18 protein-coding genes are annotated in these 18,228 nt (G+C 70.9%); 3 read left to right on the top strand and 15 right to left on the bottom strand.

The annotated features are described in order from the left end of the window. Positions 1 to 17 precede the first annotated feature (17 nt). Genes hslO through yrfG form a run of 3 tightly spaced genes read right to left on the bottom strand, consistent with a single transcriptional unit; the run spans position 18 to position 1,989 of the window. Positions 18 to 893 carry an Hsp33 family molecular chaperone HslO gene (hslO, locus tag BDK63_RS16425; RefSeq protein ID WP_183333928.1) on the bottom strand — a complete coding sequence of 292 codons (876 nt, stop codon included), beginning with the start codon at positions 891 to 893 and terminating at the stop codon, positions 18 to 20. Between the two features lie 12 nt (positions 894 to 905). Then, positions 906 to 1,292, bottom strand: a complete 387-nt coding sequence (gene hslR, locus BDK63_RS16420) for a ribosome-associated heat shock protein Hsp15 (protein ID WP_183333926.1) — start codon at positions 1,290 to 1,292, stop codon at positions 906 to 908. Then, the gene (yrfG, locus tag BDK63_RS16415; protein WP_183333924.1) at positions 1,285 to 1,989 is read right to left on the bottom strand and encodes a GMP/IMP nucleotidase; all 705 of its coding nucleotides are present in this window, start codon (positions 1,987 to 1,989) and stop codon (positions 1,285 to 1,287) included. The genes hslR and yrfG overlap by 8 nt, the downstream gene beginning before the upstream one ends. A gap of 114 nt (positions 1,990 to 2,103) precedes the next feature. Here yrfG and nudE point away from each other — a divergent pair, with 114 nt between their 5' ends. Next, positions 2,104 to 2,685: an ADP compounds hydrolase NudE gene (gene nudE / locus BDK63_RS16410; protein ID WP_183333922.1), complete on the top strand. Its 582-nt coding sequence runs from the start codon at positions 2,104 to 2,106 to the stop codon at positions 2,683 to 2,685. A gap of 3 nt (positions 2,686 to 2,688) precedes the next feature. On the opposite strand, the gene BDK63_RS16405 is transcribed toward nudE, so the two are convergent. The 12 genes from BDK63_RS16405 to BDK63_RS16350 all read right to left on the bottom strand — a co-directional run bounded on the left by BDK63_RS16405 (position 2,689) and on the right by BDK63_RS16350 (position 16,140). After that, on the bottom strand, positions 2,689 to 3,768 hold the full coding sequence (locus tag BDK63_RS16405; RefSeq protein ID WP_183333920.1) for an oxidoreductase: 1,080 nt from the start codon (positions 3,766 to 3,768) through the stop codon (positions 2,689 to 2,691). A 59-nt stretch (positions 3,769 to 3,827) separates the two neighbouring features. Next, positions 3,828 to 5,672, bottom strand: a complete 1,845-nt coding sequence (ilvD, locus tag BDK63_RS16400) for a dihydroxy-acid dehydratase (RefSeq protein ID WP_183333918.1) — start codon at positions 5,670 to 5,672, stop codon at positions 3,828 to 3,830. A gap of 292 nt (positions 5,673 to 5,964) precedes the next feature. Next, the gene (gene lon / locus BDK63_RS16395) at positions 5,965 to 8,421 is read right to left on the bottom strand and encodes an endopeptidase La (RefSeq protein WP_183333916.1); all 2,457 of its coding nucleotides are present in this window, start codon (positions 8,419 to 8,421) and stop codon (positions 5,965 to 5,967) included. A 113-nt stretch (positions 8,422 to 8,534) separates the two neighbouring features. After that, entirely contained in the window at positions 8,535 to 9,770 is a 1,236-nt protein-coding gene (locus BDK63_RS16390; RefSeq protein ID WP_183333914.1) for a DUF945 family protein, read from the bottom strand. A 58-nt stretch (positions 9,771 to 9,828) separates the two neighbouring features. After that, positions 9,829 to 10,302, bottom strand: a complete 474-nt coding sequence (locus tag BDK63_RS16385; RefSeq protein WP_183333912.1) for a phosphatidylglycerophosphatase A family protein — start codon at positions 10,300 to 10,302, stop codon at positions 9,829 to 9,831. After that, positions 10,299 to 11,273, bottom strand: coding sequence for a thiamine-phosphate kinase (gene thiL / locus BDK63_RS16380; protein WP_183333910.1), 975 nt, complete (start codon positions 11,271 to 11,273; stop codon positions 10,299 to 10,301). Before thiL ends, BDK63_RS16385 begins: the two co-directional genes overlap by 4 nt. A gap of 13 nt (positions 11,274 to 11,286) precedes the next feature. Beyond that, on the bottom strand, positions 11,287 to 11,790 hold the full coding sequence (nusB, locus tag BDK63_RS16375) for a transcription antitermination factor NusB (protein ID WP_183333908.1): 504 nt from the start codon (positions 11,788 to 11,790) through the stop codon (positions 11,287 to 11,289). Continuing rightward, the gene (ribH, locus tag BDK63_RS16370; RefSeq protein WP_183333906.1) at positions 11,787 to 12,281 is read right to left on the bottom strand and encodes a 6,7-dimethyl-8-ribityllumazine synthase; all 495 of its coding nucleotides are present in this window, start codon (positions 12,279 to 12,281) and stop codon (positions 11,787 to 11,789) included. Before ribH ends, nusB begins: the two co-directional genes overlap by 4 nt. A 77-nt stretch (positions 12,282 to 12,358) precedes the next feature. Next, positions 12,359 to 13,537 carry a bifunctional 3,4-dihydroxy-2-butanone-4-phosphate synthase/GTP cyclohydrolase II gene (gene ribBA / locus BDK63_RS16365; RefSeq protein WP_183333904.1) on the bottom strand — a complete coding sequence of 393 codons (1,179 nt, stop codon included), beginning with the start codon at positions 13,535 to 13,537 and terminating at the stop codon, positions 12,359 to 12,361. A gap of 369 nt (positions 13,538 to 13,906) precedes the next feature. Continuing rightward, on the bottom strand, positions 13,907 to 15,052 hold the full coding sequence (ribD, locus tag BDK63_RS16360; RefSeq protein WP_183333903.1) for a bifunctional diaminohydroxyphosphoribosylaminopyrimidine deaminase/5-amino-6-(5-phosphoribosylamino)uracil reductase RibD: 1,146 nt from the start codon (positions 15,050 to 15,052) through the stop codon (positions 13,907 to 13,909). Between the two features lie 25 nt (positions 15,053 to 15,077). Continuing rightward, positions 15,078 to 15,560, bottom strand: a complete 483-nt coding sequence (nrdR, locus tag BDK63_RS16355) for a transcriptional regulator NrdR (RefSeq protein WP_183333900.1) — start codon at positions 15,558 to 15,560, stop codon at positions 15,078 to 15,080. 76 nt (positions 15,561 to 15,636) lie between these two features. Next, complete coding sequence (locus BDK63_RS16350) at positions 15,637 to 16,140, bottom strand: copper chaperone PCu(A)C (protein WP_183333898.1); 504 nt, start codon at positions 16,138 to 16,140, stop codon at positions 15,637 to 15,639. A 217-nt stretch (positions 16,141 to 16,357) separates the two neighbouring features. Between BDK63_RS16350 and BDK63_RS16345 the strand changes: the two genes are divergently transcribed. Both BDK63_RS16345 and dsbG read left to right on the top strand, forming a co-directional pair. Then, positions 16,358 to 17,179 (top strand): TlpA disulfide reductase family protein, encoded by an 822-nt coding sequence (locus tag BDK63_RS16345; protein WP_183333896.1) that lies wholly within the window; start codon positions 16,358 to 16,360, stop codon positions 17,177 to 17,179. Between the two features lie 56 nt (positions 17,180 to 17,235). Continuing rightward, complete coding sequence (gene dsbG / locus BDK63_RS16340; protein ID WP_183333895.1) at positions 17,236 to 18,003, top strand: thiol:disulfide interchange protein DsbG; 768 nt, start codon at positions 17,236 to 17,238, stop codon at positions 18,001 to 18,003. Positions 18,004 to 18,228 lie beyond the last annotated feature (225 nt).

The raw sequence follows: 18,228 nt of genomic DNA, 5'->3' as shown, positions 1-18,228 counted from the left end.
CACGACGGCACAGCGCCTCAGTGGAGCACGGGGGGCGGCTCATCGGCGCCGGCCAGCAGCGCCTCGATGTCCTGTTCGGAGAAGACGTAGCGGGAGTGGCAGAAGTGGCACTGGGTGTCGATGGTGCCGTGCTCGGCCAGCACGTCGCGCAGCTCGGCCTCGCCCAGGGTCAGCAGCGAGCCGGCGATGCGCTCCCGGGAGCAGGTGCAGCCGAAGCGCAGCGGCTTCGGTTCGAAGACCCGCACCGTCTCCTCGTGGTAGAGGCGGCGCAGCACCTCCAGGGGGGCCAGCCCCAGCAGCTCCTCGGCCTTCACGGTATCGGCCAGCAGTACCGAACGCTCCCAGGCATCGCTGTCCTGGTTGCGGGACTCGTCGGGGATCCGCTGCAGCAGCAGGCCGCCGGCGCGCTGGCCATCGGCGGCCAGCCACAGCCGCGTCGGCAGCTGCTCCGACTGGGCGAAGTAGTCGGCCAGGCACTCGGCCAGGCTGTCCCGGTCCAGCGCCACGATGCCCTGGTAACGGTGCCCCTCCCGCGGGTCCAGGGTGATCATGATCTGCCCCTCGCCGAGCAGTTCGCGAAAGCCCGTCGCCTCGCCGGGCATCGGCGCGTCCTCGGCCAGCCGGGCGATGGCGCGCAGCTCGCCGCCGGGATTGGATTCGGCCATCAGCAGGGAGAGGGCGCCCTGGCCGCGCACCTCGATGCTCAGGGTGCCGTCGAGCTTGACGGTGTCGGTGAGCAGCGCCACGGCGGCGAGCAGCTCGCCGAGCAGGCGGTTGACCACCGGCGGGTAGTCGTGGCGATCGAGCACCTCGGCATAGGCCTGCTCGAGGGTGACGATCTCGCCGCGCACGTTGGTGTCGTCGAAGAGGAAACGCTGGATCTGGTCGGTCATGGGGCTCTCTGTCTAGTCATCCTGCTGGCGCTGGAAGCGGTGGATCTCCCGGCGCTGCTTCTTGTCGGGGCGCTTGAGCGGGTGCTGCATGGCCTGGTTGGTGAGGCGGCGCGCCTCGGCCTCGCGCTCGCGCCGCGCGACGCTCTCCTCGGTCTCGCGGTAGAGGGCGCGGGCCTCCGGTGCGCCGCGGCGCTGGTCGGAGAGCGCCACCACCTCCACCTCCATGAGGTCCCAGCCCTGGGGCACGCGCACCAGGGCGCCTACCTCCACGGCCTTGCTGGTCTTGGCACGGGCGCCGTTGTAGTGGACCTTGCCGCCCTCGACGGCCTTCTTGGCCAGGGCGCGGGTCTTGAAGAAGCGCGCCGCCCACAGCCACTTGTCGAGCCGCACGCTATCCATGGGCGCCCGCCTCCGGCCTGCCATCGCCCCCCTGCCCCGGCGGCACGTTGCCGGGCAGGATCGACGCGAAGCGATCCAGGGCGATGAACTCCTCGAGCTCCTTCTCCGGCCGGGTGCTGTCGGGCTGCTTGATGCCGAGCAGGTGTCGGATGCCGAACTCCCGGGCGCTCTCCAGCACCCTGGGGTTGTCGTCGATGAACAGGGTGCGCCCCGGGTCGAAGGGCTCGACCTCCTGGAGGGCGAACCAGAACTCCTGGGCCTCCTTCGGCACGCCGAGGTCCGCCGAGGAGACGATGGCATCCAGGTACTCCTCGAGGCCGGTCAGCGGCAGCTTGAGCGCCAGGCTCTCGCGGTCGGCGTTGGTGGCCAGCACCACCCGGGGGTGGGCCTGCCGGAGCCACTTGAGGAAGTCCAGGGCGTCGCCGCGCAGGCCGATCAGGTGCTGGATCTCGCGCTTGAGGGCGACGATGTCCACGTCGAGCTCGCGGCTCCAGTAGGCCAGGCTGTACCAGTTGAGGGTGCCCTGCTCGTGCAGCACCTTCGAGCGCACCACCTCCTGGGTGGCCTCGTCGAGCTGGTGCAGCTCCACGTAGCGCCGCGGCAGGTGCTCCAGCCAGAAGTGGCTGTCGAAGTGCAGGTCGAGCAGGGTGCCGTCCATGTCGAGCAGGACGGTATCGATGGCGCGCCAGTCGATCATCGCGACTCCCGGGGTTGTGGCAAAGGGTTAAGGCAAAGGGTTGTGGCAAGGGGTGGTGGCTGGCAAGGGGTGGTATTGTATCAGGCGCCTTCCCTACCCAGAAACGGAGCCCCCATGACCGAGTCCCGCTGGCCGCAGAAACCCGAGGTGCTCGAGCGCCGCTCGGTAGCCCGCAGCCGCCTGTTCCACGTCGAATCCCTGGACCTGCGCTTCTCCAACGGCGCCGAGCGCACCTTCGAGCGGCTGACGGGGAGCGACCAGGGGGCGGTGATGATCGTCGCCATGCCCGACCCGGAGCATGTGCTGCTGATCCGCGAGTACGCGGCCGGCTTCGAGGACTACGTGCTGACCCTGCCCAAGGGGCTGGTCGACCCCGGCGAGGACATCGTCACCGCTGCCAACCGCGAGCTGATGGAGGAGTGCGGCTTCGGCGCCAACCGCATCGAGCCGCTGGTGGAGCTGTCGCTGGCGCCCAACTACATGCGCCACCGCATGCAGGTGCTGCTGGCCAGCGACCTCTACCCCCGGCGCCTGCCCGGCGACGAGCCGGAGCCGCTGATCGTCGAGACCCACGCCATCGAGGAGCTGCCGGCCCTGCTGGCCCGCGACGACTTCCACGAGGCGCGGGCCATCGCGGCCCTCTACATCGCCCGCGACCGGCTGCGCAGCGAGCAGGTGCCGACCCGCTTCTGGTAGGCGCTAATGGCCGTGCAGGCGGCGGATCGGACGGCTTTCGCGAAAGCGCAGCCAGCGGCCCTGGCGATAGCTGTCCAGCCCGGTCTCGAGCAGGGTCATCACGTCCATGGCCTCATCGAGGGTCACCGGCAGGGGGGTACCGTGCAGCAGCGCCCGTGCGACGCCGGCGTAGTAGGCCGGCCAGTCGCCGGGCAGGCCGGGATGCGGCCGGCCCTCGGGCCCCTCGCCCTTTGCCTCGGCCAGCACCAGCCGGCCGGGCTCCGGGTCCTCGCCCCAGCCCGGTGACGGCAACTCCCCGGCCTTGAGCCGCGCCTCCTGGGGGTCCAGGCCGAACTTCACGTAGCTGCCGCGGGTGCCATGCACCCGGAAGCGCGGCGTGGGGTCCGCCACCAGGGAGCTGGCCTGCAGGGTCACCCGCAGGCCCTCGTACTCCAGCAGGCAGAGGAAGTCGTCGTCCACCTCGGCACCGTCGCGCACCGTGGCCAGCTCCAGCAGGATCGCCTTCGGCATGCCGAACAGGGCCCGCACCTGGTCGAGCAGGTGCGGCCCCAGGTCGAACCAGATGCCGCCGCCGGGCTGGTGGTGGTCGCGCCAGCGGTCGGTGACCGTGGGCCGAAAGCGATCGAAGCGCGACTCCAGCGACACCACGCGGCCCAGGGTGCCGCCCTCGAGCAGTGCCTGCAGGGTCAGGAAGTCGCTGTCCCAGCGGCGATTGTGGAAGACGCTCACCGACCGCTCGGCCTCCTCCGCCTGGGTCCTGAGCAGGCGCGCCTCGGAGAGCGAGACGGTGAACGGCTTGTCGATCACCAGGTGCTTGCCGGCATTAAGGGCGGCCTTGGCCAGCGGGAAGTGGGTCGCGTTGGGCGTGGCGATCACCACCAGGTCGATGTCGCGCCGGGCGAACAGCGCCGGCGGCTTGGCCAGCACCTCCACCTCGGGCAGGTCGGCGTGGACCCGGTCGGCATCGCGGCTGACCACGGCGGTCAGCTCCAGTCCGGGCGTCGCCTGGATCAGCGGGGCGTGGAAGGTCCGGCCCGCCATGCCGTAGCCGATCAGGCCGACGTTGAGGGTCTGGGTCTTCATGGCTCGGGCTTCCCTGCAGGAGTGGATGCCCCGGCACGAGGCCGGGGCAGGAAGGTCGCTCAGTCGAGCTTCGAGAGGTCGCGCACCGCGCCCTTGTCGGCGGAGGTGGCGAGCATGGCGTAGGCCTTGAGCGCCGCGGAGACCTTGCGGTCGCGCTGGATGCTGGGCTTCCAGGCGGCCGCGCCCTTGGCCTCCTCCGCCTCGCGGCGGGCGGCCAGCTCGGCGTCGGTCAGCCTGACGTTGATCGACCGATTGGGGATGTCGATCTGGATGATGTCGCCGCTCTCGATCAGGCCGATGGCGCCGCCGGCGGCGGCCTCCGGGGAGACATGGCCGATGGAGAGGCCGGAGCTGCCACCGGAGAAGCGCCCGTCGGTCATCAGTGCGCACACCTTGCCGAGCCCCTTGGACTTGAGATAGCTGGTCGGGTAGAGCATCTCCTGCATGCCGGGGCCGCCACGCGGGCCCTCGTAGCGCACCACCACCACCTCGCCGGGCTTCACCAGCCCGCCCAGCACGTGCTCCACCGCCTGGTCCTGGGACTCCACCACGTGGGCCGGCCCCTCGAAGACCAGGATCGACTCGTCGACCCCGGCGGTCTTCACCACGCAGCCGTCCAGGGCGATGTTGCCGAACAGCACGGCCAGGCCGCCCTCGCGGGAGAAGGCGTGCTCGAGGTCGCGGATGCAGCCGTTGGCGCGGTCGCCGTCGAGGCTCGGCCAGCGCGCGGCCTGGGAGAAGGCGGTCTGGGTCGGGATGCCGCCGGGGCCGGCCTTGTAGAACTCCACCACCTCGGCGCTGGGGTTGCGCATGATGTCCCAGGCGTCCAGGGCGTCCTTGAGGGTATCGCCGTAGACGGTGGGCACGCGGGTATCCAGGACGCCTGCGCGATCGAGCTCGCCGAGGATCGCCATGATCCCGCCGGCCCGGTGGCAGTCCTCGATATGGTACTGCTGGGTGTTGGGCGCCAGCTTGCAGAGCTGCGGCACCTCCCGGGAGAGCCGGTCGATGTCGGCCATGGTGAAGTCCACCTCGGCCTCCTGGGCGGCGGCCAGCAGGTGCAGGATGGTGTTGGTGGAGCCGCCCATGGCGATGTCCAGGGTCATGGCGTTGCGGAAGGCCGCCTTCGACCCGATGGCCCGGGGCAGCAGGTGCGCCTCGTCGCCCTCGTAGTAGCGCTTGGCCAGCGTGACGATGCGGCTCCCCGCCTCCTCGAACAGCCGGCGGCGATCGGCGTGGGTGGCCAGCACGGTGCCGTTGCCGGGCAGCGCCAGGCCCAGCGCCTCCATCAGGCAGTTCATGGAGTTGGCGGTGAACATGCCGGAGCAGCTGCCGCAGGTGGGGCAGGCGCTGCGCTCGATCTCCTCGATCTGCTCGTCGCTGTACTGGTCGTCGGCGGCGTAGATCATGGCATCGATCAGGTCGATGTTGTGGTCGAGCAGCTTGGTCTTGCCGGCCTCCATGGGGCCACCGGAGACGAAGATCACCGGGATGTTCAGGCGCATGGCGGCGTTGAGCATCCCCGGGGTGATCTTGTCGCAGTTGGAGATGCACACCAGGGCATCGGCGCAGTGGGCGTTGACCATGTACTCGACGCTGTCGGCGATCAGGTCGCGGCTGGGCAGCGAGTAGAGCATGCCGTCGTGGCCCATGGCGATGCCGTCGTCCACGGCGATGGTGTTGAACTCCTTGGCCACGCCGCCCGCCTTCTCGATCTCGCGGGCCACCAGCTGCCCCATGTCCTTCAGGTGGACGTGGCCCGGCACGAACTGGGTGAAGGAGTTGGCCACGGCGATGATGGGCTTGTGGAAGTCCTCGTCCTTCATGCCGGTGGCGCGCCACAGGGCGCGGGCGCCGGCCATGTTGCGGCCGGCGGTGGTGGTGCGGGAACGATACTCGGGCATGGTGTCCTCTTCTTTTCTCGGCCGCCCTGTCGCGCGGGCAGTCCTGTGTCCAGTCAACCGCAGGATTCTGGCATGCGCGGCGCGGCCTGGCCAGACACCCAGGCGAGCACTCGAAAAGCCTGACTCTCGAAGGACGCGGCTTTCCCGGGGACAGGCCTCCGCAGAGGCGCTGTAAACCCATCCCTGGGCGCTACCGATGCCGTCCCTGGCATAGGACCTCTGCTATGACCTGTCCCCGGTGCCGCTTGCCTCGGCGGTTATCTGCCGGCTTGGCGCTGGCCGCCGGGCGCTGCTACCCGAACACCACCCGGGCCACGTCCTTGTAGCGCTTGGCGAAGTGCACCGTCATGCCCTCCCTGAGGTGGTCGGGCAGCTCGTCGTAGTCGCGGCGGTTGGCGTCGGGCAGGATCACCTCGAAGATATCGCTGCGCCGGGCGGCGATGACCTTCTCGCGGATGCCGCCCACCGGCAGCACGTGGCCGGTGAGGGTCAGCTCGCCGGTCATCGCCATCGGCCGGTCGATGGCCTGGTGGCGGGCCAGGGAGAGCAGCGCGGTGGTCATGGTGACCCCCGCCGAGGGGCCGTCCTTGGGCGTGGCGCCCTCCGGCACGTGCAGGTGCACGAAGGCGGAGTCGAAGAAGTCGGCGTCGGCGCCGTACTCGGCCAGGTGGCCCAGCACGTAGCTGTAGGCGATGTTGGCCGACTCCTGCATCACCTCGCCGAGCTTGCCGGTGAGCTTGAAGCCGCGGGTCAGCGAGTGCACCTTGCCGGCCTCGATGGGCAGGGTAGCCCCGCCCATGGCGGTCCAGGCGAGGCCGGTGACCACGCCCTCCCCCTCGAGCACCTGCTCCTTGCGGAAGATCGGCGCGCCCAGGAAGTCCTCGAGATTCTTCACCGACACCTTCACCGACTGCTGGTCATGCTCCAGCAGCCGGACCGCCGCCTTGCGCACGATGCGGTGGAGCTGCTTCTCGAGCTGGCGCACCCCCGCCTCCCGGGCATAGCCCTCGATCACCTGGCGCAGCGCGGCCTCGGTGAGGTTGATGCGTTTCTTCGGGATGTTGTCGCGCTTGAGCAGCTTGGGCCACAGGTGGTTCCTGGCGATGGCCAGCTTCTCCTCGGCGATGTAGCCGGAGAGGCGGATCTGCTCCATGCGGTCGAGCAGCGGCCCCGGGATCGAGTCGAGGGTGTTGGCGGTGCAGACGAACAGCACCTTGGAGAGGTCCAGGCGCACGTCCAGGTAGTGGTCGAGGAAGTCGACGTTCTGCTCCGGGTCGAGCACCTCGAGCAGCGCCGAGGCCGGGTCGCCCTGGAAGGACTGGCCGAGCTTGTCGATCTCGTCGAGCATGATCACCGGGTTCTCGACCTCGACCTCCTTGAGCGCCTGCACCAGCTTGCCGGGCATGGCACCGATATAGGTACGCCGGTGGCCCTTGATCTCCGCCTCGTCGCGCATGCCGCCCACCGAGAAGCGGTAGAACTCGCGACCGAGCGCCTCGGCGATGGAGCGGCCCACGGAGGTCTTGCCCACCCCGGGCGGGCCCACCAGCAGCAGGATGGAGCCGCCCACGTCGCCCTTGAAGGTGCCCTCGGCGAGGAACTCGATGATGCGCTCCTTCACGTCGGCCAGGCCGTCGTGGTCGCGGTCGAGCACCTGGCGGGCATGGGCCAGGTCGAGCTGGTCCTGGCTGCGCACGCCCCAGGAGAGGCTGGTCAGCCAGTCGAGGTAGTTGCGGGTGGTGCCATACTCCGGCGAGCCGGTCTCGAGCACCGAGAGCTTGTCGAGCTCCTCCTCGATGCGGGTCAGCACCCGGGGCGGCACGACCAGCCCCTCCAGGCGGTCGCGGAAGGTATCGACGTCGTTCTCGCGATCGTCCTTGGAGATGCCCAGCTCGCGCTGGATCACCTTGAGCTGCTCGCGCAGGAAGAACTCGCGCTGGCGCTCCTGCATCTGGGCGTTGACCTGGTCGCTGATCTCGCTCTGCAGCTGGGCGACCTCGATCTCCTTGCGCAGCAGCGGCAGCACCTTCTGCATGCGCGAGAGCACCGGCAGGGTGGCCAGCACGTCCTGCAGCTCGTGCCCCTTGGCCGAGGTGATGGCCGCGGCGAAGTCGGTGAGCGGGCCCGGCTCGTGGGGGCTGAAGCGGTTGAGGTAGTGCTTGAGCTCCTCGCCGTAGAGCGGGTTGATCGGCAGCAGCTCCTTGATGCCGTTGATCAGCGACATGGCGTAGGCGCGGGCCTCGTCGGCCTCGGCGTCCACCGGCTCGCGGGGGTAGCTCACCTCCACCAGGTAGGGCGGCTCCCGGGAGATCCAGCGCTGGATGCGGAAACGCTTGAGCCCCTGGGCGATGAACTGGATCTGGCTGTCATCGCCCTGCAGCTTGTGCACCTTGACCGCGGTGCCGATCTCGGGGAAGTCGTCGTGGGCCAGCCCCTCCACCGCGGCCTCGCCGACGAAGGCCAGGCCCACGGTGTGGTGCGGGGTCTTGCCCACCCGGCGCATGGTCTCGGCCCAGCGCTCGCGGTTGATCACCAGCGGCTGCACCTGGGCGGGGAAGAAGGGGCGATTGTGGATCGGCAGCAGGTAGATGCGCTCGGGCAGCGTGTCGCCGGCCGGCACCACGGCGTGATGCGGCTCGTCGTGGGCATCGTCGAGGTCGAAGGCCTCGTCCTCGTCATGGGACTCGCGGTCATCGTGCAGCCACTCCGGTGCGTCCGGGTCGTGGCGGCGATCCTGGTCATCGCTCATGGGGTCTCGTCCTGATCCTGTGATGGCTCGTGCCGTTGGGTTCAGGAATGCGGGCGATGGTGACCAACTTCAAGTCGCAGGGCCGGGCCGGCGCCTCCGATCACCGCCCCGGCTCATCGCCAGAGGGGCGGCAGCGGACGGCCGTTGACGCGTACCCGTCCGCGGATCACGTCGATCTCCAGCTCCCGGGTGTCCAGCGGCAGGCCCAGCCACAGCGCCACCACCGTCGGCACGTCGTGCCAGGTGAAGTCGCCGTCCAGGCGGGCCAGCCAGCGGGCCTGCTGCGCCTTCTCGTCCAGGCGGGCGAGGCTCAGCTCGTCGAGGCGCCGGGGGTCGAAGAACAGCGCCCCCTCGCCGCGGGCCTTCAGGCCGAGCATGGGGCTCTCCAGGTCGACCACCGGGACGTCAAGCCGAGGGGAGTCCTGCAGGGTGGCGATCAGCTCCGGCTCCAGGCGCGCCAGCAGTTCGCGTCCCTCCAGGGGCTGACCCTTGGCCGCCTCGTCGCGCAGCCGCGCCAGCGCCTCGCGCACGGCGTCGGCATTGATCCGCGACAGCGCCAGGGCCACCCGGCCGGTCAGCAGCACCTGCTCGGCCGCCTGGACCTCGGTCAGGGTCAGCTCGCCGTCGATGCTCAGCTCGCGGTCATCGAGCTGCATCAGGCTGCGATAGAGCAGCTCGCTGGCCTCCAGCGCCAGGTTGGGCTGCTGCCAGGTGAGCCGGTCGATGCGCAGCAGGTCATGCTGGGTGAAATGGTGGGCCCCGGCGGTATAGGCGTAGCGGCTCTCCAGGGCGATGGGGCCGGATTCCAGGATGGCCACGCCGTCGGTGAGGCGCCAGGGCTGCAGGCGAACCCGCAGTCGCCAGTCGCCGTACTGGCCGCCGAAGGTGAGCTGGCCGCCGCGGAAGTCGAGCTCCCGGGGCCCCTGGCTGGCGATGAAGGGGGCGAGCTGGATGCTGCCCTCCAGGGTCCCGCCGAGGGTCTGGTAGCTGGCATGCCAGCGTGGCGGGCTGGAGGGCAGCCAGTCGCCGAACAGCCGCACCTGCCGGGGGCCCGCGAGGGGCATCGCCTCCCCCGAGACGCGGGTGCTGAAGACGCCGTGGCGCGCCTCGTAGGAGAGCTCGAGCTGCCAGCCGTCGCCCAGCAGCGGCGACATGCGGATGGTCCCCGAGGAGGCCAGCCAGCCCTGCTCGACCTCGCTGCGCTCCACCACCAGCTCGCCGCGGGCCTCGAGGTCGCCCAGGGCGCGCGCCAGCTCGCGCTCGAAGAGCAGCGAGGCGACCAGCTGGGCCACCGCCCAGATCACCGCCAGCCCTACCACCACCGGGGCGATCAGACGTTCCTTGCGCATGGCGGCTCCCCTCCCTGTGACGAGCCCGGGTGACGGCGCCGGCGGAGCCGCCGGCCCCTCAGTGTAGCCAGAACCAGATGTGCATGATGCTCCAGGCGTAGATGCCCGCCATCACGTCGTCGATCATGATGCCGAAGCCCCCGGCGACGCGCCGGTCCATCCAGCGGATCGGCCAGGGCTTGATGACGTCGAAGATGCGGAACAGCAGGAACCCCCAGAGCGCGGCCTCCCAGGAGAAGGGCACCGCGGCCATGGTGATCCAGTAGCCGACGAACTCGTCCCAGACGATGCCCGAGTGGTCGTGCACCCCGAGGTCACGGGAGGTCTTCTCGCAGATCCAGACCCCCCACACGAAGGCCACCACGATCACCCCCAGGTACCAGTCCAGAGGGAGGTCGGAGAGCAGCCAGTAGAAGGGAATGGCGGCCAGGGTACCGAAGGTGCCCGGCGCCCAGGGCGCGGCGCCACTGCCCAGGCCGAAGGCCAGGAAATGGGTCGGACGGTGCCAGATGCTGGCGGGGGCACGGTTCATGCGCCGCCCCCCTCGCCCGCCGCGGGCTCGGCCGAGAAGTGCTGCCAGCCCCCCTCCCCACGGGCCTCGACGCCACGCAGGCCGGGCTCGGCCTCGAGCCGGCCGATCACGGTGAGCGGCAGGCCGATCCTGGCCAGCCGCGCCCGGGCCTCGGCGAGGTGCTCGGCCGGGAGGCTCACCAGCAGCTCGTAGTCGTCGCCGCCGGAGAGCGCCGCCCGCCGGGCCCCGGCCTCGCCCAGCGCCGCGACCAGCCCCTCGGCCAGCGGCAGCGCCTCGGGGTCGAGGGTGGCGCCGACGCCGGAGCGCTCCAGCACGTGGCCCAGGTCGGCCAGCAGGCCGTCGGAGACATCGATGGCGGCGCTGGCCAGCCCCACCAGCGCCTCGCCGGCGGCCAGGCGCGGCTGGGGCCGCAGGTAGCGAACCAGCAGCGGATGGGACGGGTCGCGCTCGCCGCGCTGCCAGAGCGCCAGCCCCCCGGCGCCACCGCCCAGCGCCCCGGTCACCGCGACCAGGTCGCCGGGGCGCCCGCCGCTGCGGGTCAGCGCCGCCTCCGGGGCCACCTCCCCCATCACGGTCACCCCGATGGTGGTCGCGCCGCGGGTCACGTCACCGCCCACCAGGGCGGTACCGGTGGCGTCGCACAGCGCCCGGAAACCGCGGGAGAAGCCCTCGAGCCAGTCGTCGTCGGCCGACGCCAGGGTCAGGGCCATCAGGCACCAGCGGGCCCGGGCGCCCATGGCGGCCAGGTCGGAGAGGCTCACCGCCAGGGCCCGGTGGCCGACCGCCTCGGCGGGGGCATCCGCGGGGTAGTGGACGCCCGCCACCGAGGTGTCGACGCTGACCGCCAGCCGGCATCCCGGGGCGGGGGCCAGCAGCGTGCAGTCGTCCCCCACCCCCAGCGCCACGCCGGCATCGACACCGGGCGGCGCGGGGGTGAAGTAGCGGGCAATCAGTTCGAATTCGCTGTGCATCCGGTGGCAACCTTCAGCGGCGGCGGGCGGCAACCTCGGCGCTGCGCAGCCGGCCGGCGAGCTTGTCGAGGATGCCGTTGACGTACTTGTGGCCGTCGGTGGCACCGAAGGACTTGGCGAGCTCGACCCCCTCGTTGATCACCACCCGATAGGGCACCTCCAGGCGCCGCGAGAGCTCGTAGGCCCCCAGCCGCAGGATGGAGAGCTCGATGGGGTCGAGGTCGTCGAGGCGGCGGTCCAGCAGCGGCGCGATGGAGGCGTCGAGGTCGGCCTTGAAGCGCGCCACGTTGTGCAGCAGTTCATGGAAGAGCGCCAGGTCGGCGATCTCCATGACCTTGTGCCAGTTCTCGTGGTCCTCGAGGTCGTCATCGGCCAGCTGGCTGCGGAACTCCGCCTCCACCGCGGTGATCGACTTGCCGGTCATCTGCCACTGGTAGAGCCCCTGCACCGCCAGTTCGCGGGCGGCACGCCGGGAAAGCTGGGCCTTCGAGGGCTCGCGGGAGCGCTCGCGGCTCATGCCTCCTCCTCCTCGTCGTCGCCGAAGCAGCGCAGCAGCGAGACCATCTCCATGGCGGCCATGGCCGCCTCGGCGCCCTTGTTGCCGGCCTTGGTGCCGGCGCGCTCGATGGCCTGCTCGATTGAGTTGACGGTCAGCACGCCGTTGGCGATGGGGGTCTCGAACTCCAGCTGCAGGTTGCCCAGGGCCGCATTGCAGCCGCCGGCCACGTACTCGAAGTGGGGCGTGCCGCCGCGGATCACCGCGCCCAGCGCGATCACCGCGTCGGGCCGCGCCGCCTTGATCACCTTCTTGACCGCCAGCGGCAGCTCCCAGGCGCCCGGCACATGGACGATGTCGATGTGCTCGGCGGACACGCCATGGCGCACCAGGCTGTCCACGGCGCCTTCCACCAGGCTGTCGACCACGTGGTGGTTGAAGCGGCCCACCACGATGATGTAGCGGCCGTCCACGTCGACGAAGCTGCCTTCCACTTGAGAAATGGGTTCCATGTCTGTCTTCCTGATGATGCTGGGGGCGGCCCGGGGCCGCGCCCGCATGATGGTCGGGATCGGAGTCGGGGTCGGCGTCAGTCGACGCGGTGCTCGGCCTCGGCAGCGTCTGCCGAGGCGACATCCTCGGGGCTCAGGCGCTCGACCACTTCCAGGTCGAAGCCGGAGAGGGCCGAGAACTTCCAGGGGGAGCTGAGCAGGCGCATCTTGCTGACATTGAGGTGGCGCAGGATCTGCGAGCCCGTGCCGATGGTCAGGTAGTTGCCGGCCCCGTCGGAGGCGCTGTTGCGCGGGGCCCGCCGGCGCTCCAGGAAGGTATCGAGATAGTCGCGCAGGTCCTGGCGGGGGCGGCCATCGTCGAGCAGCACGAAGACCCCGCGCTCGCTGCGGGCCACCTCGGCGATGGCCCGGTGGGCGTTCCACTGGGCGCTGTCGCCCTTCTGCAGGCTGAGCAGGTCGCGCATCGCGTCGGCCAGGTGCACGCGCACCGTGGTCGGGGTCTCGGGGCTGGGGCGCCCCTTGACCAGCGCCAGGTGGTGGGCGCCCTGGATGCTGTCGCGGAACACGTGCAGGGTCAGCTCGCCGAAGGCGGTCTGGACCGGGGTGGCCTCCACGTGCTCCACGGTCTGCTCGTTGTGGATGCGGTAGTGGATCAGGTCGGCGATGGTGCCCATCTTCAGGCCGTGCTCGGCGGCGAAGCGCTCGAGCTCCGGGCGACGCGCCATGCTGCCATCGTCGTTCATGATCTCGCAGATGACGCCGCTGGGCTCGAAACCGGCCAGCGCCGCCAGGTCACAGGAGGCCTCGGTGTGACCCGCCCGGCGCAGCACGCCGCCGGGCTCGGCCATCAGCGGGAAGATATGCCCCGGCTGGACGATGTCCTCGGCCCGGGCGTCGCGGGCCGCCGCGGCCTGCACGGTGCGGGCCCGGTCGGCGGCGGAGATGCCGGTGGTCACGCCGTCGGCGGCCTCGATGGAGACGGTGAACTTGGTGGCGAAGCCCGAGCCGTTGTCGGTGACCATCAGCGGCAGGTTGAGACGCTCGCAGCGCTCGCGGGTCATGGGCAGGCAGATCAGCCCGCGGCCGTGGCGAGCCATGAAATTGATGTGCTCGGCCTGCACCTTCTCGGCGGCCATGATCAGGTCGCCCTCGTTCTCGCGGTCCTCATCGTCCATGAGGATCACCATCTTGCCCTGGCGGATGTCCTCGATCAGCTCCTCGATGGGGGCCAGGCCGCCGGCAGTTGCGTTCACCATGTGATCTCCAGAAATTCAGCGTGGCGGGCGTCGGCCAGCGGCGACGGTCGCGTCGTCCACAGGCGTCGCCTCGCCTCGAAACGGCGTCAGGTTACCGTGGCGCGGCGTCGGGCGCCAGTAAAGAGCCGTGGCGCGGCGTCGGGCGCCAGTAAAGAGCCGTGGCGCGGCGTCGGGCGCCAGTAGTGAGCCCGGCGCGCAGATAGCAAACCGCTCAAGGCTGTTCCGGCAACAGGCCCTCGAGGGGGCGCTACGAGTACTTCCCTGTAGGCTACCTCGGCCATCCCTGGCCCTCGGACCCCCTCTCCGACCTGTCCCCGGCGCCTTTCGCTACCACCCTGTCGGTAGCTGCGACGGGCCTACCCGGCGCCCTTACCGTGCGGCCAGCGTACGGCGCTCGGGCCGGGCGGTGATGCGCCAGTCGCGGCCCACCGCGCGGATGTCGAGGATCTCGAGGCCGCGCTGGTGGGCCATGGTCTCGATGCCGGCGAGCTGGAACAGCGGCCGGGCCTCGCCGCCCAGCAGGGTCGGCGCCACGAACAGCTGCATCTCGTCCACCAGGCCCGCGTCGAGCATGGCCCCGGCCAGGGTGGCGCCGGTCTCCAGCAATACCTCGTTGGCCTGCTCCACGTCGGCCAGGTGGCGCAGCAGGGCGTGGAGGTCGACCCGGCCGGCGGCATCGGCGGGCAGCACGACCAGCTCGGCGCCGGCGGCCTCGAGCCGTTCGCGCCGCTCGGCCTCGTGCCCCGCGACCGTGGCCACCAGGGTACGGCCGGGCTCGGTCAGGCAGGCCGCGGCCTCGGGCAGGCGCAGCCGGCTGTCCACCACCACGCGCAGCGGCTGCCGGCCGGCGATCAGCTCGACGCCCTCGAGCTCGGCCTGGTCGGCGCGCACGGTGAGCCGGGAGTTATCGAAGATCACCGACTCCACGCCGGTCAGCACGGCGCTGGAACGGGCGCGAAGGCGCTGCACCTCGCGGCGCGCCTGGGGGCCGGTGATCCACTGGGACTCGCCGGAGCGCATGGCGGTGCGGCCATCGAGGCTCATGGCCATCTTCAGCCGCACGAAGGGACGCCCGTGGTCCATGCGCATGATGAAGCCGGGGTTCAGCGCCCTGGCCTGTTCTTCCAGCAGCCCCACCTCCACCTCGATCCCCGCCTCGCGCAGCAGGGCGATGCCGCGGCCGGCCACCGCCGGGTTGGGGTCGGCCATGGCCACCACCACCCGCGCCACCCCGGCCTCGACCAGCGCCCGGGCGCAGGGGCCGGTACGGCCGTGATGGGAGCAGGGCTCCAGGGTCACGTAGGCGGTGGCGCCGCGGGCGGCCTCGCCGGCCTGGCGCAGGGCGTGGACCTCGGCATGGGGCTCGCCGGCACGCGCGTGAAAGCCCTCGCCGACCGGCTGTGCGTCCTTGACCAGCACGCAGCCGACGCGAGGATTGGGATCGGTGGTGTAGAGGCCGCGGCGGGCCAGCACCAGGGCCCGGGCCATCCAGGCTTCGGGGGTCTGCTCGACCATGGGGCTCCTCGACGTTGGGGGAGGGTCAGTCCCGCGGCTCGTCGGGTCGAAAGCTTGGCTCCTGGGCCAGGCGGTCGATCTCGGCGCGGAACTCGTCGATATCCTGGAAGCGGCGATAGACCGAGGCGAAGCGGATGTAGGCCACCTGGTCCAGGCGCTTGAGGGCGTGCATCACCTCCTCGCCGATGTCGCGGGCGTGGATCTCCCGCTCGCCCCGGGCCCGCAGGGTCTGGCGGATGCGCTGCACCGCCGCCTCGATGGACTCGGCGCTGACCGGCCGCTTCTCCAGCGCCCGCAGCATGCCGGCACGCAGCTTCTGCTCGTCGAAGGATTCGCGAGAGCCGTCGCCCTTGATCACCCGCGGCATCACCAGCTCGGCGGTCTCGTAGGTGGTGAAGCGTTCGCCACAGGCCACGCACTGCCGGCGGCGGCGCACCTGGTCGCCCTCGGCGACCAGCCGCGAGTCGGTGACCTTGGTGTCATGGGTACCGCAGAAGGGACAGTGCATCGCTGGGTTCCGGGACGGGGGGAGGTGGCGTTGCCGTATTGTAACGGCTGGGACCGCCCCCGCCCAGCGCGTCGCCTCAATGCGCCTGGTGGCCACCGTGGCCGGACATCCCGCCGGACATGCCGCTCCCCATCACCTCGATGCGCCGCACCGGCGCCGACAGGGTCAGGACCTCGTCGTTGTCCAGCACCAGGGTGATCTCCACCTCCTCGCCCTCCTGCAGGGGAGCGACCAGGTCGATCAGCATCAGGTGCAGGCCGCCGGGGGCCAGCTCGGTAGTGCCGCCGGCAGGCACGCCGATCCCGTCCACGCGGCGCATCTGCATGACGCCATCCACGTCGACATGGTTGTGCAGCTCGGCGACCCGGGCGGCCGGCGAGCGGGCATCGACCACCGCCAGGTCGGCCTCACCGCCGTTGTGCAGGACCATGAAGGCGGCGCTGGTCGTCGAGACCGGCGGCACGGCGCGCACCTGGGCCTCCTCGACGCTGAGCGACTGGGCCAGTACGCTCGGGGTGACGAAGCTGATGGCCAGGCCGGCCAGGGCGAGGCGCAGGGTGTGCAGCGGGGTGGCGGGCATGCAAAGGCTCCTTGCTTGGCTTCACTCGCGAGACGGTGACCGGTCTCGCTTCGCTATCCTACTGCGAGGCCGCCGCCACCGCGTTGCGGCATAACGCCCCAGGGCGGCGATGGCGCGCCATCGATAATACCGCGCTAATCTCCGGCTGCCACTCTCGGCGGCGACCCTTGGCGCAGCCGCGCCATCCCCTACGACCCTGCTCCGGAGCCATCTGCCCATGCATGCACTGAACCAGAGCGTTGCGGTCGGCCCGCTCGGGCTCTCGATCGGCCAGCTGCTGATCGTGCTGGCCTTCGGCGTCGCCCTGATGGCCGGTGCGCTGATCGGCCGCCGCCATCGCGTCCCGGTTGCCGACACCCTCTTCTCCCTGCTGCTGGTCGCCCTGGTGGGCGCCCGGCTGCTGTTCGTGGCCCGCTACTGGGGCAGCTACGACGGGCTGCTCTCGCTGCTGGATATCCGCGACGGCGGCTTCGACCCGCTGGGCGGCGTGGTGGCAGGCCTCGGCTACGCCGCCTGGCGGCTGTGGAAGGCCCCGCGGCAGCGAACGGCGCTCTCCGGCGCCCTGCTGGCCGGCGCCTTCACCTGGGGGCTCACCGCCGGCCCCCTGCTGCTGCTCGAGAGCCAGAGCCGGCCCCTGCCGGACACCCCGCTGGCCACCCTCGAGGGTGACTCCACCGACCTGCCGGCGCTGGCCGAACGGGAGGCCAGGCCCATGGTGGTCAACCTGTGGGCCACCTGGTGCCCGCCGTGCCGCCGCGAGATGCCGGTCTTCGAGCAGGCCCAGCGGGAGGAGCAGGACATCACCTTCGTCTTCGTCAACCAGGGCGAGGACGTGGCCCTGGTGAACCGTTTCCTCGACCACGAGTCCCTCTCCCTGGAGAACGTGCTGCTGGATGCCCGCAACGCCCTGGGCGATGCCACCGGCGCCATGGCCATGCCGACCACCCTCTACTACGACGCCGAGGGGCGCCTGGTGGACACCCACTTCGGCGAGCTCTCCCGGGCCACCCTGCAGCGCGGGCTGGAGCGCCTGCGCTGAGGCCCCGGCCGAGCCCTGCCGGTTTCATTGCCCCCATCATGAGAAAGGACCTCACCATGCGACTGCCCTCTCCCCTGCTTCCCGTCGGCGCCCTGGCCCTGGCCCTGGCCATGGCCGCCCCCGCCCAGGCCGATGACCACTGGCCGGCTCCCGTCCAGGCCCTCACCGACCAGGGGCTCAGCATCCACGCCGAGTTCGAGGCCCCCGGGGGCCTCACCGGCTACGCCGCCAGCTACCCGAGCGGCGAGGTGGCCATCTACCTGACCCCGGACGGCGAGCACGCCATCGTCGGCACCCTGGTGGATGCCGAGGGCCGCGACCTTTCCAAGGCCGCCCTGGACGAGCACGTCCGCGCCGCCCAGAACGCCGAGCTCTGGGAGACCCTGGAGGAGAGCCACTGGATCCTCGACGGTGACCCCGACGCCGAGCGGGTGCTCTACACCTTCACCGATGCCAACTGCCCCTACTGCCGCCAGTTCTGGGAGGAGGCGCGGCCCTGGGTGGAGGCCGGCGAGGTCCAGCTGCGCCACATCATGGTCGGCATCCTGGCCTCCAACAGCCCGGCCAAGGCGGCGACCCTGCTCGCCGCCGACGACCCCGCCGCGGCCCTGCACGCCCACAGCGGCGGCGGCGAGGAGGTCGAGCCCACCGCCCAGTCCCGCGAGATCGAGGAGCAGGTCTATGCCAACAACCAGCTCTTCGAGGAGCTCGGGCTGATGGCCACCCCGACCACCTTCTACCGCGACGGCGACAGCCTGGAACGCCTCCAGGGCGTGCCGAGCCGCGAGCGCATGATCGAGGCCATGGGCGGCGAGGCGCCCTGACCGGAATGACCGGGCTCTGATGACAGGCGCCCCGCCCGGACAGACCGGGCGGGGCGCTTTTTTGGTTCATGGTTATTGCCGGAGAGGCCGGCCATCGCTGAGGACCGGCCATCGCCCGATAAATCGGGCTCCTGGTATGGATTGACCCGTCAAGGGGTCGGTTGTCTCTGTTGCATGTGGTCATCCTCAATGCCTTCGGATCAGGAAGCGAGGGGCTATCAGCGA

Source organism: Halomonas campaniensis, from assembly GCF_014193375.1.
In the GTDB taxonomy this organism is placed as follows: domain Bacteria; phylum Pseudomonadota; class Gammaproteobacteria; order Pseudomonadales; family Halomonadaceae; genus Halomonas; species Halomonas campaniensis.
Note: the sequence above shows the minus strand (reverse complement) of the source record. Positions and strands in the feature narration are given on the sequence as shown.

Coding starts and splice junctions, on each gene's coding strand:
- hslO (WP_183333928.1), bottom strand. CDS start 893: ATGACCGACCAGATCCAGCGTTTCCTCTTCGACGACACCAACGTGCGC.
- hslR (WP_183333926.1), bottom strand. CDS start 1,292: ATGGATAGCGTGCGGCTCGACAAGTGGCTGTGGGCGGCGCGCTTCTTC.
- yrfG (WP_183333924.1), bottom strand. CDS start 1,989: ATGATCGACTGGCGCGCCATCGATACCGTCCTGCTCGACATGGACGGC.
- nudE (WP_183333922.1), top strand. CDS start 2,104: ATGACCGAGTCCCGCTGGCCGCAGAAACCCGAGGTGCTCGAGCGCCGC.
- BDK63_RS16405 (WP_183333920.1), bottom strand. CDS start 3,768: ATGAAGACCCAGACCCTCAACGTCGGCCTGATCGGCTACGGCATGGCG.
- ilvD (WP_183333918.1), bottom strand. CDS start 5,672: ATGCCCGAGTATCGTTCCCGCACCACCACCGCCGGCCGCAACATGGCC.
- lon (WP_183333916.1), bottom strand. CDS start 8,421: ATGAGCGATGACCAGGATCGCCGCCACGACCCGGACGCACCGGAGTGG.
- BDK63_RS16390 (WP_183333914.1), bottom strand. CDS start 9,770: ATGCGCAAGGAACGTCTGATCGCCCCGGTGGTGGTAGGGCTGGCGGTG.
- BDK63_RS16385 (WP_183333912.1), bottom strand. CDS start 10,302: ATGAACCGTGCCCCCGCCAGCATCTGGCACCGTCCGACCCATTTCCTG.
- thiL (WP_183333910.1), bottom strand. CDS start 11,273: ATGCACAGCGAATTCGAACTGATTGCCCGCTACTTCACCCCCGCGCCG.
- nusB (WP_183333908.1), bottom strand. CDS start 11,790: ATGAGCCGCGAGCGCTCCCGCGAGCCCTCGAAGGCCCAGCTTTCCCGG.
- ribH (WP_183333906.1), bottom strand. CDS start 12,281: ATGGAACCCATTTCTCAAGTGGAAGGCAGCTTCGTCGACGTGGACGGC.
- ribBA (WP_183333904.1), bottom strand. CDS start 13,537: ATGGTGAACGCAACTGCCGGCGGCCTGGCCCCCATCGAGGAGCTGATC.
- ribD (WP_183333903.1), bottom strand. CDS start 15,052: ATGGTCGAGCAGACCCCCGAAGCCTGGATGGCCCGGGCCCTGGTGCTG.
- nrdR (WP_183333900.1), bottom strand. CDS start 15,560: ATGCACTGTCCCTTCTGCGGTACCCATGACACCAAGGTCACCGACTCG.
- BDK63_RS16350 (WP_183333898.1), bottom strand. CDS start 16,140: ATGCCCGCCACCCCGCTGCACACCCTGCGCCTCGCCCTGGCCGGCCTG.
- BDK63_RS16345 (WP_183333896.1), top strand. CDS start 16,358: ATGCATGCACTGAACCAGAGCGTTGCGGTCGGCCCGCTCGGGCTCTCG.
- dsbG (WP_183333895.1), top strand. CDS start 17,236: ATGCGACTGCCCTCTCCCCTGCTTCCCGTCGGCGCCCTGGCCCTGGCC.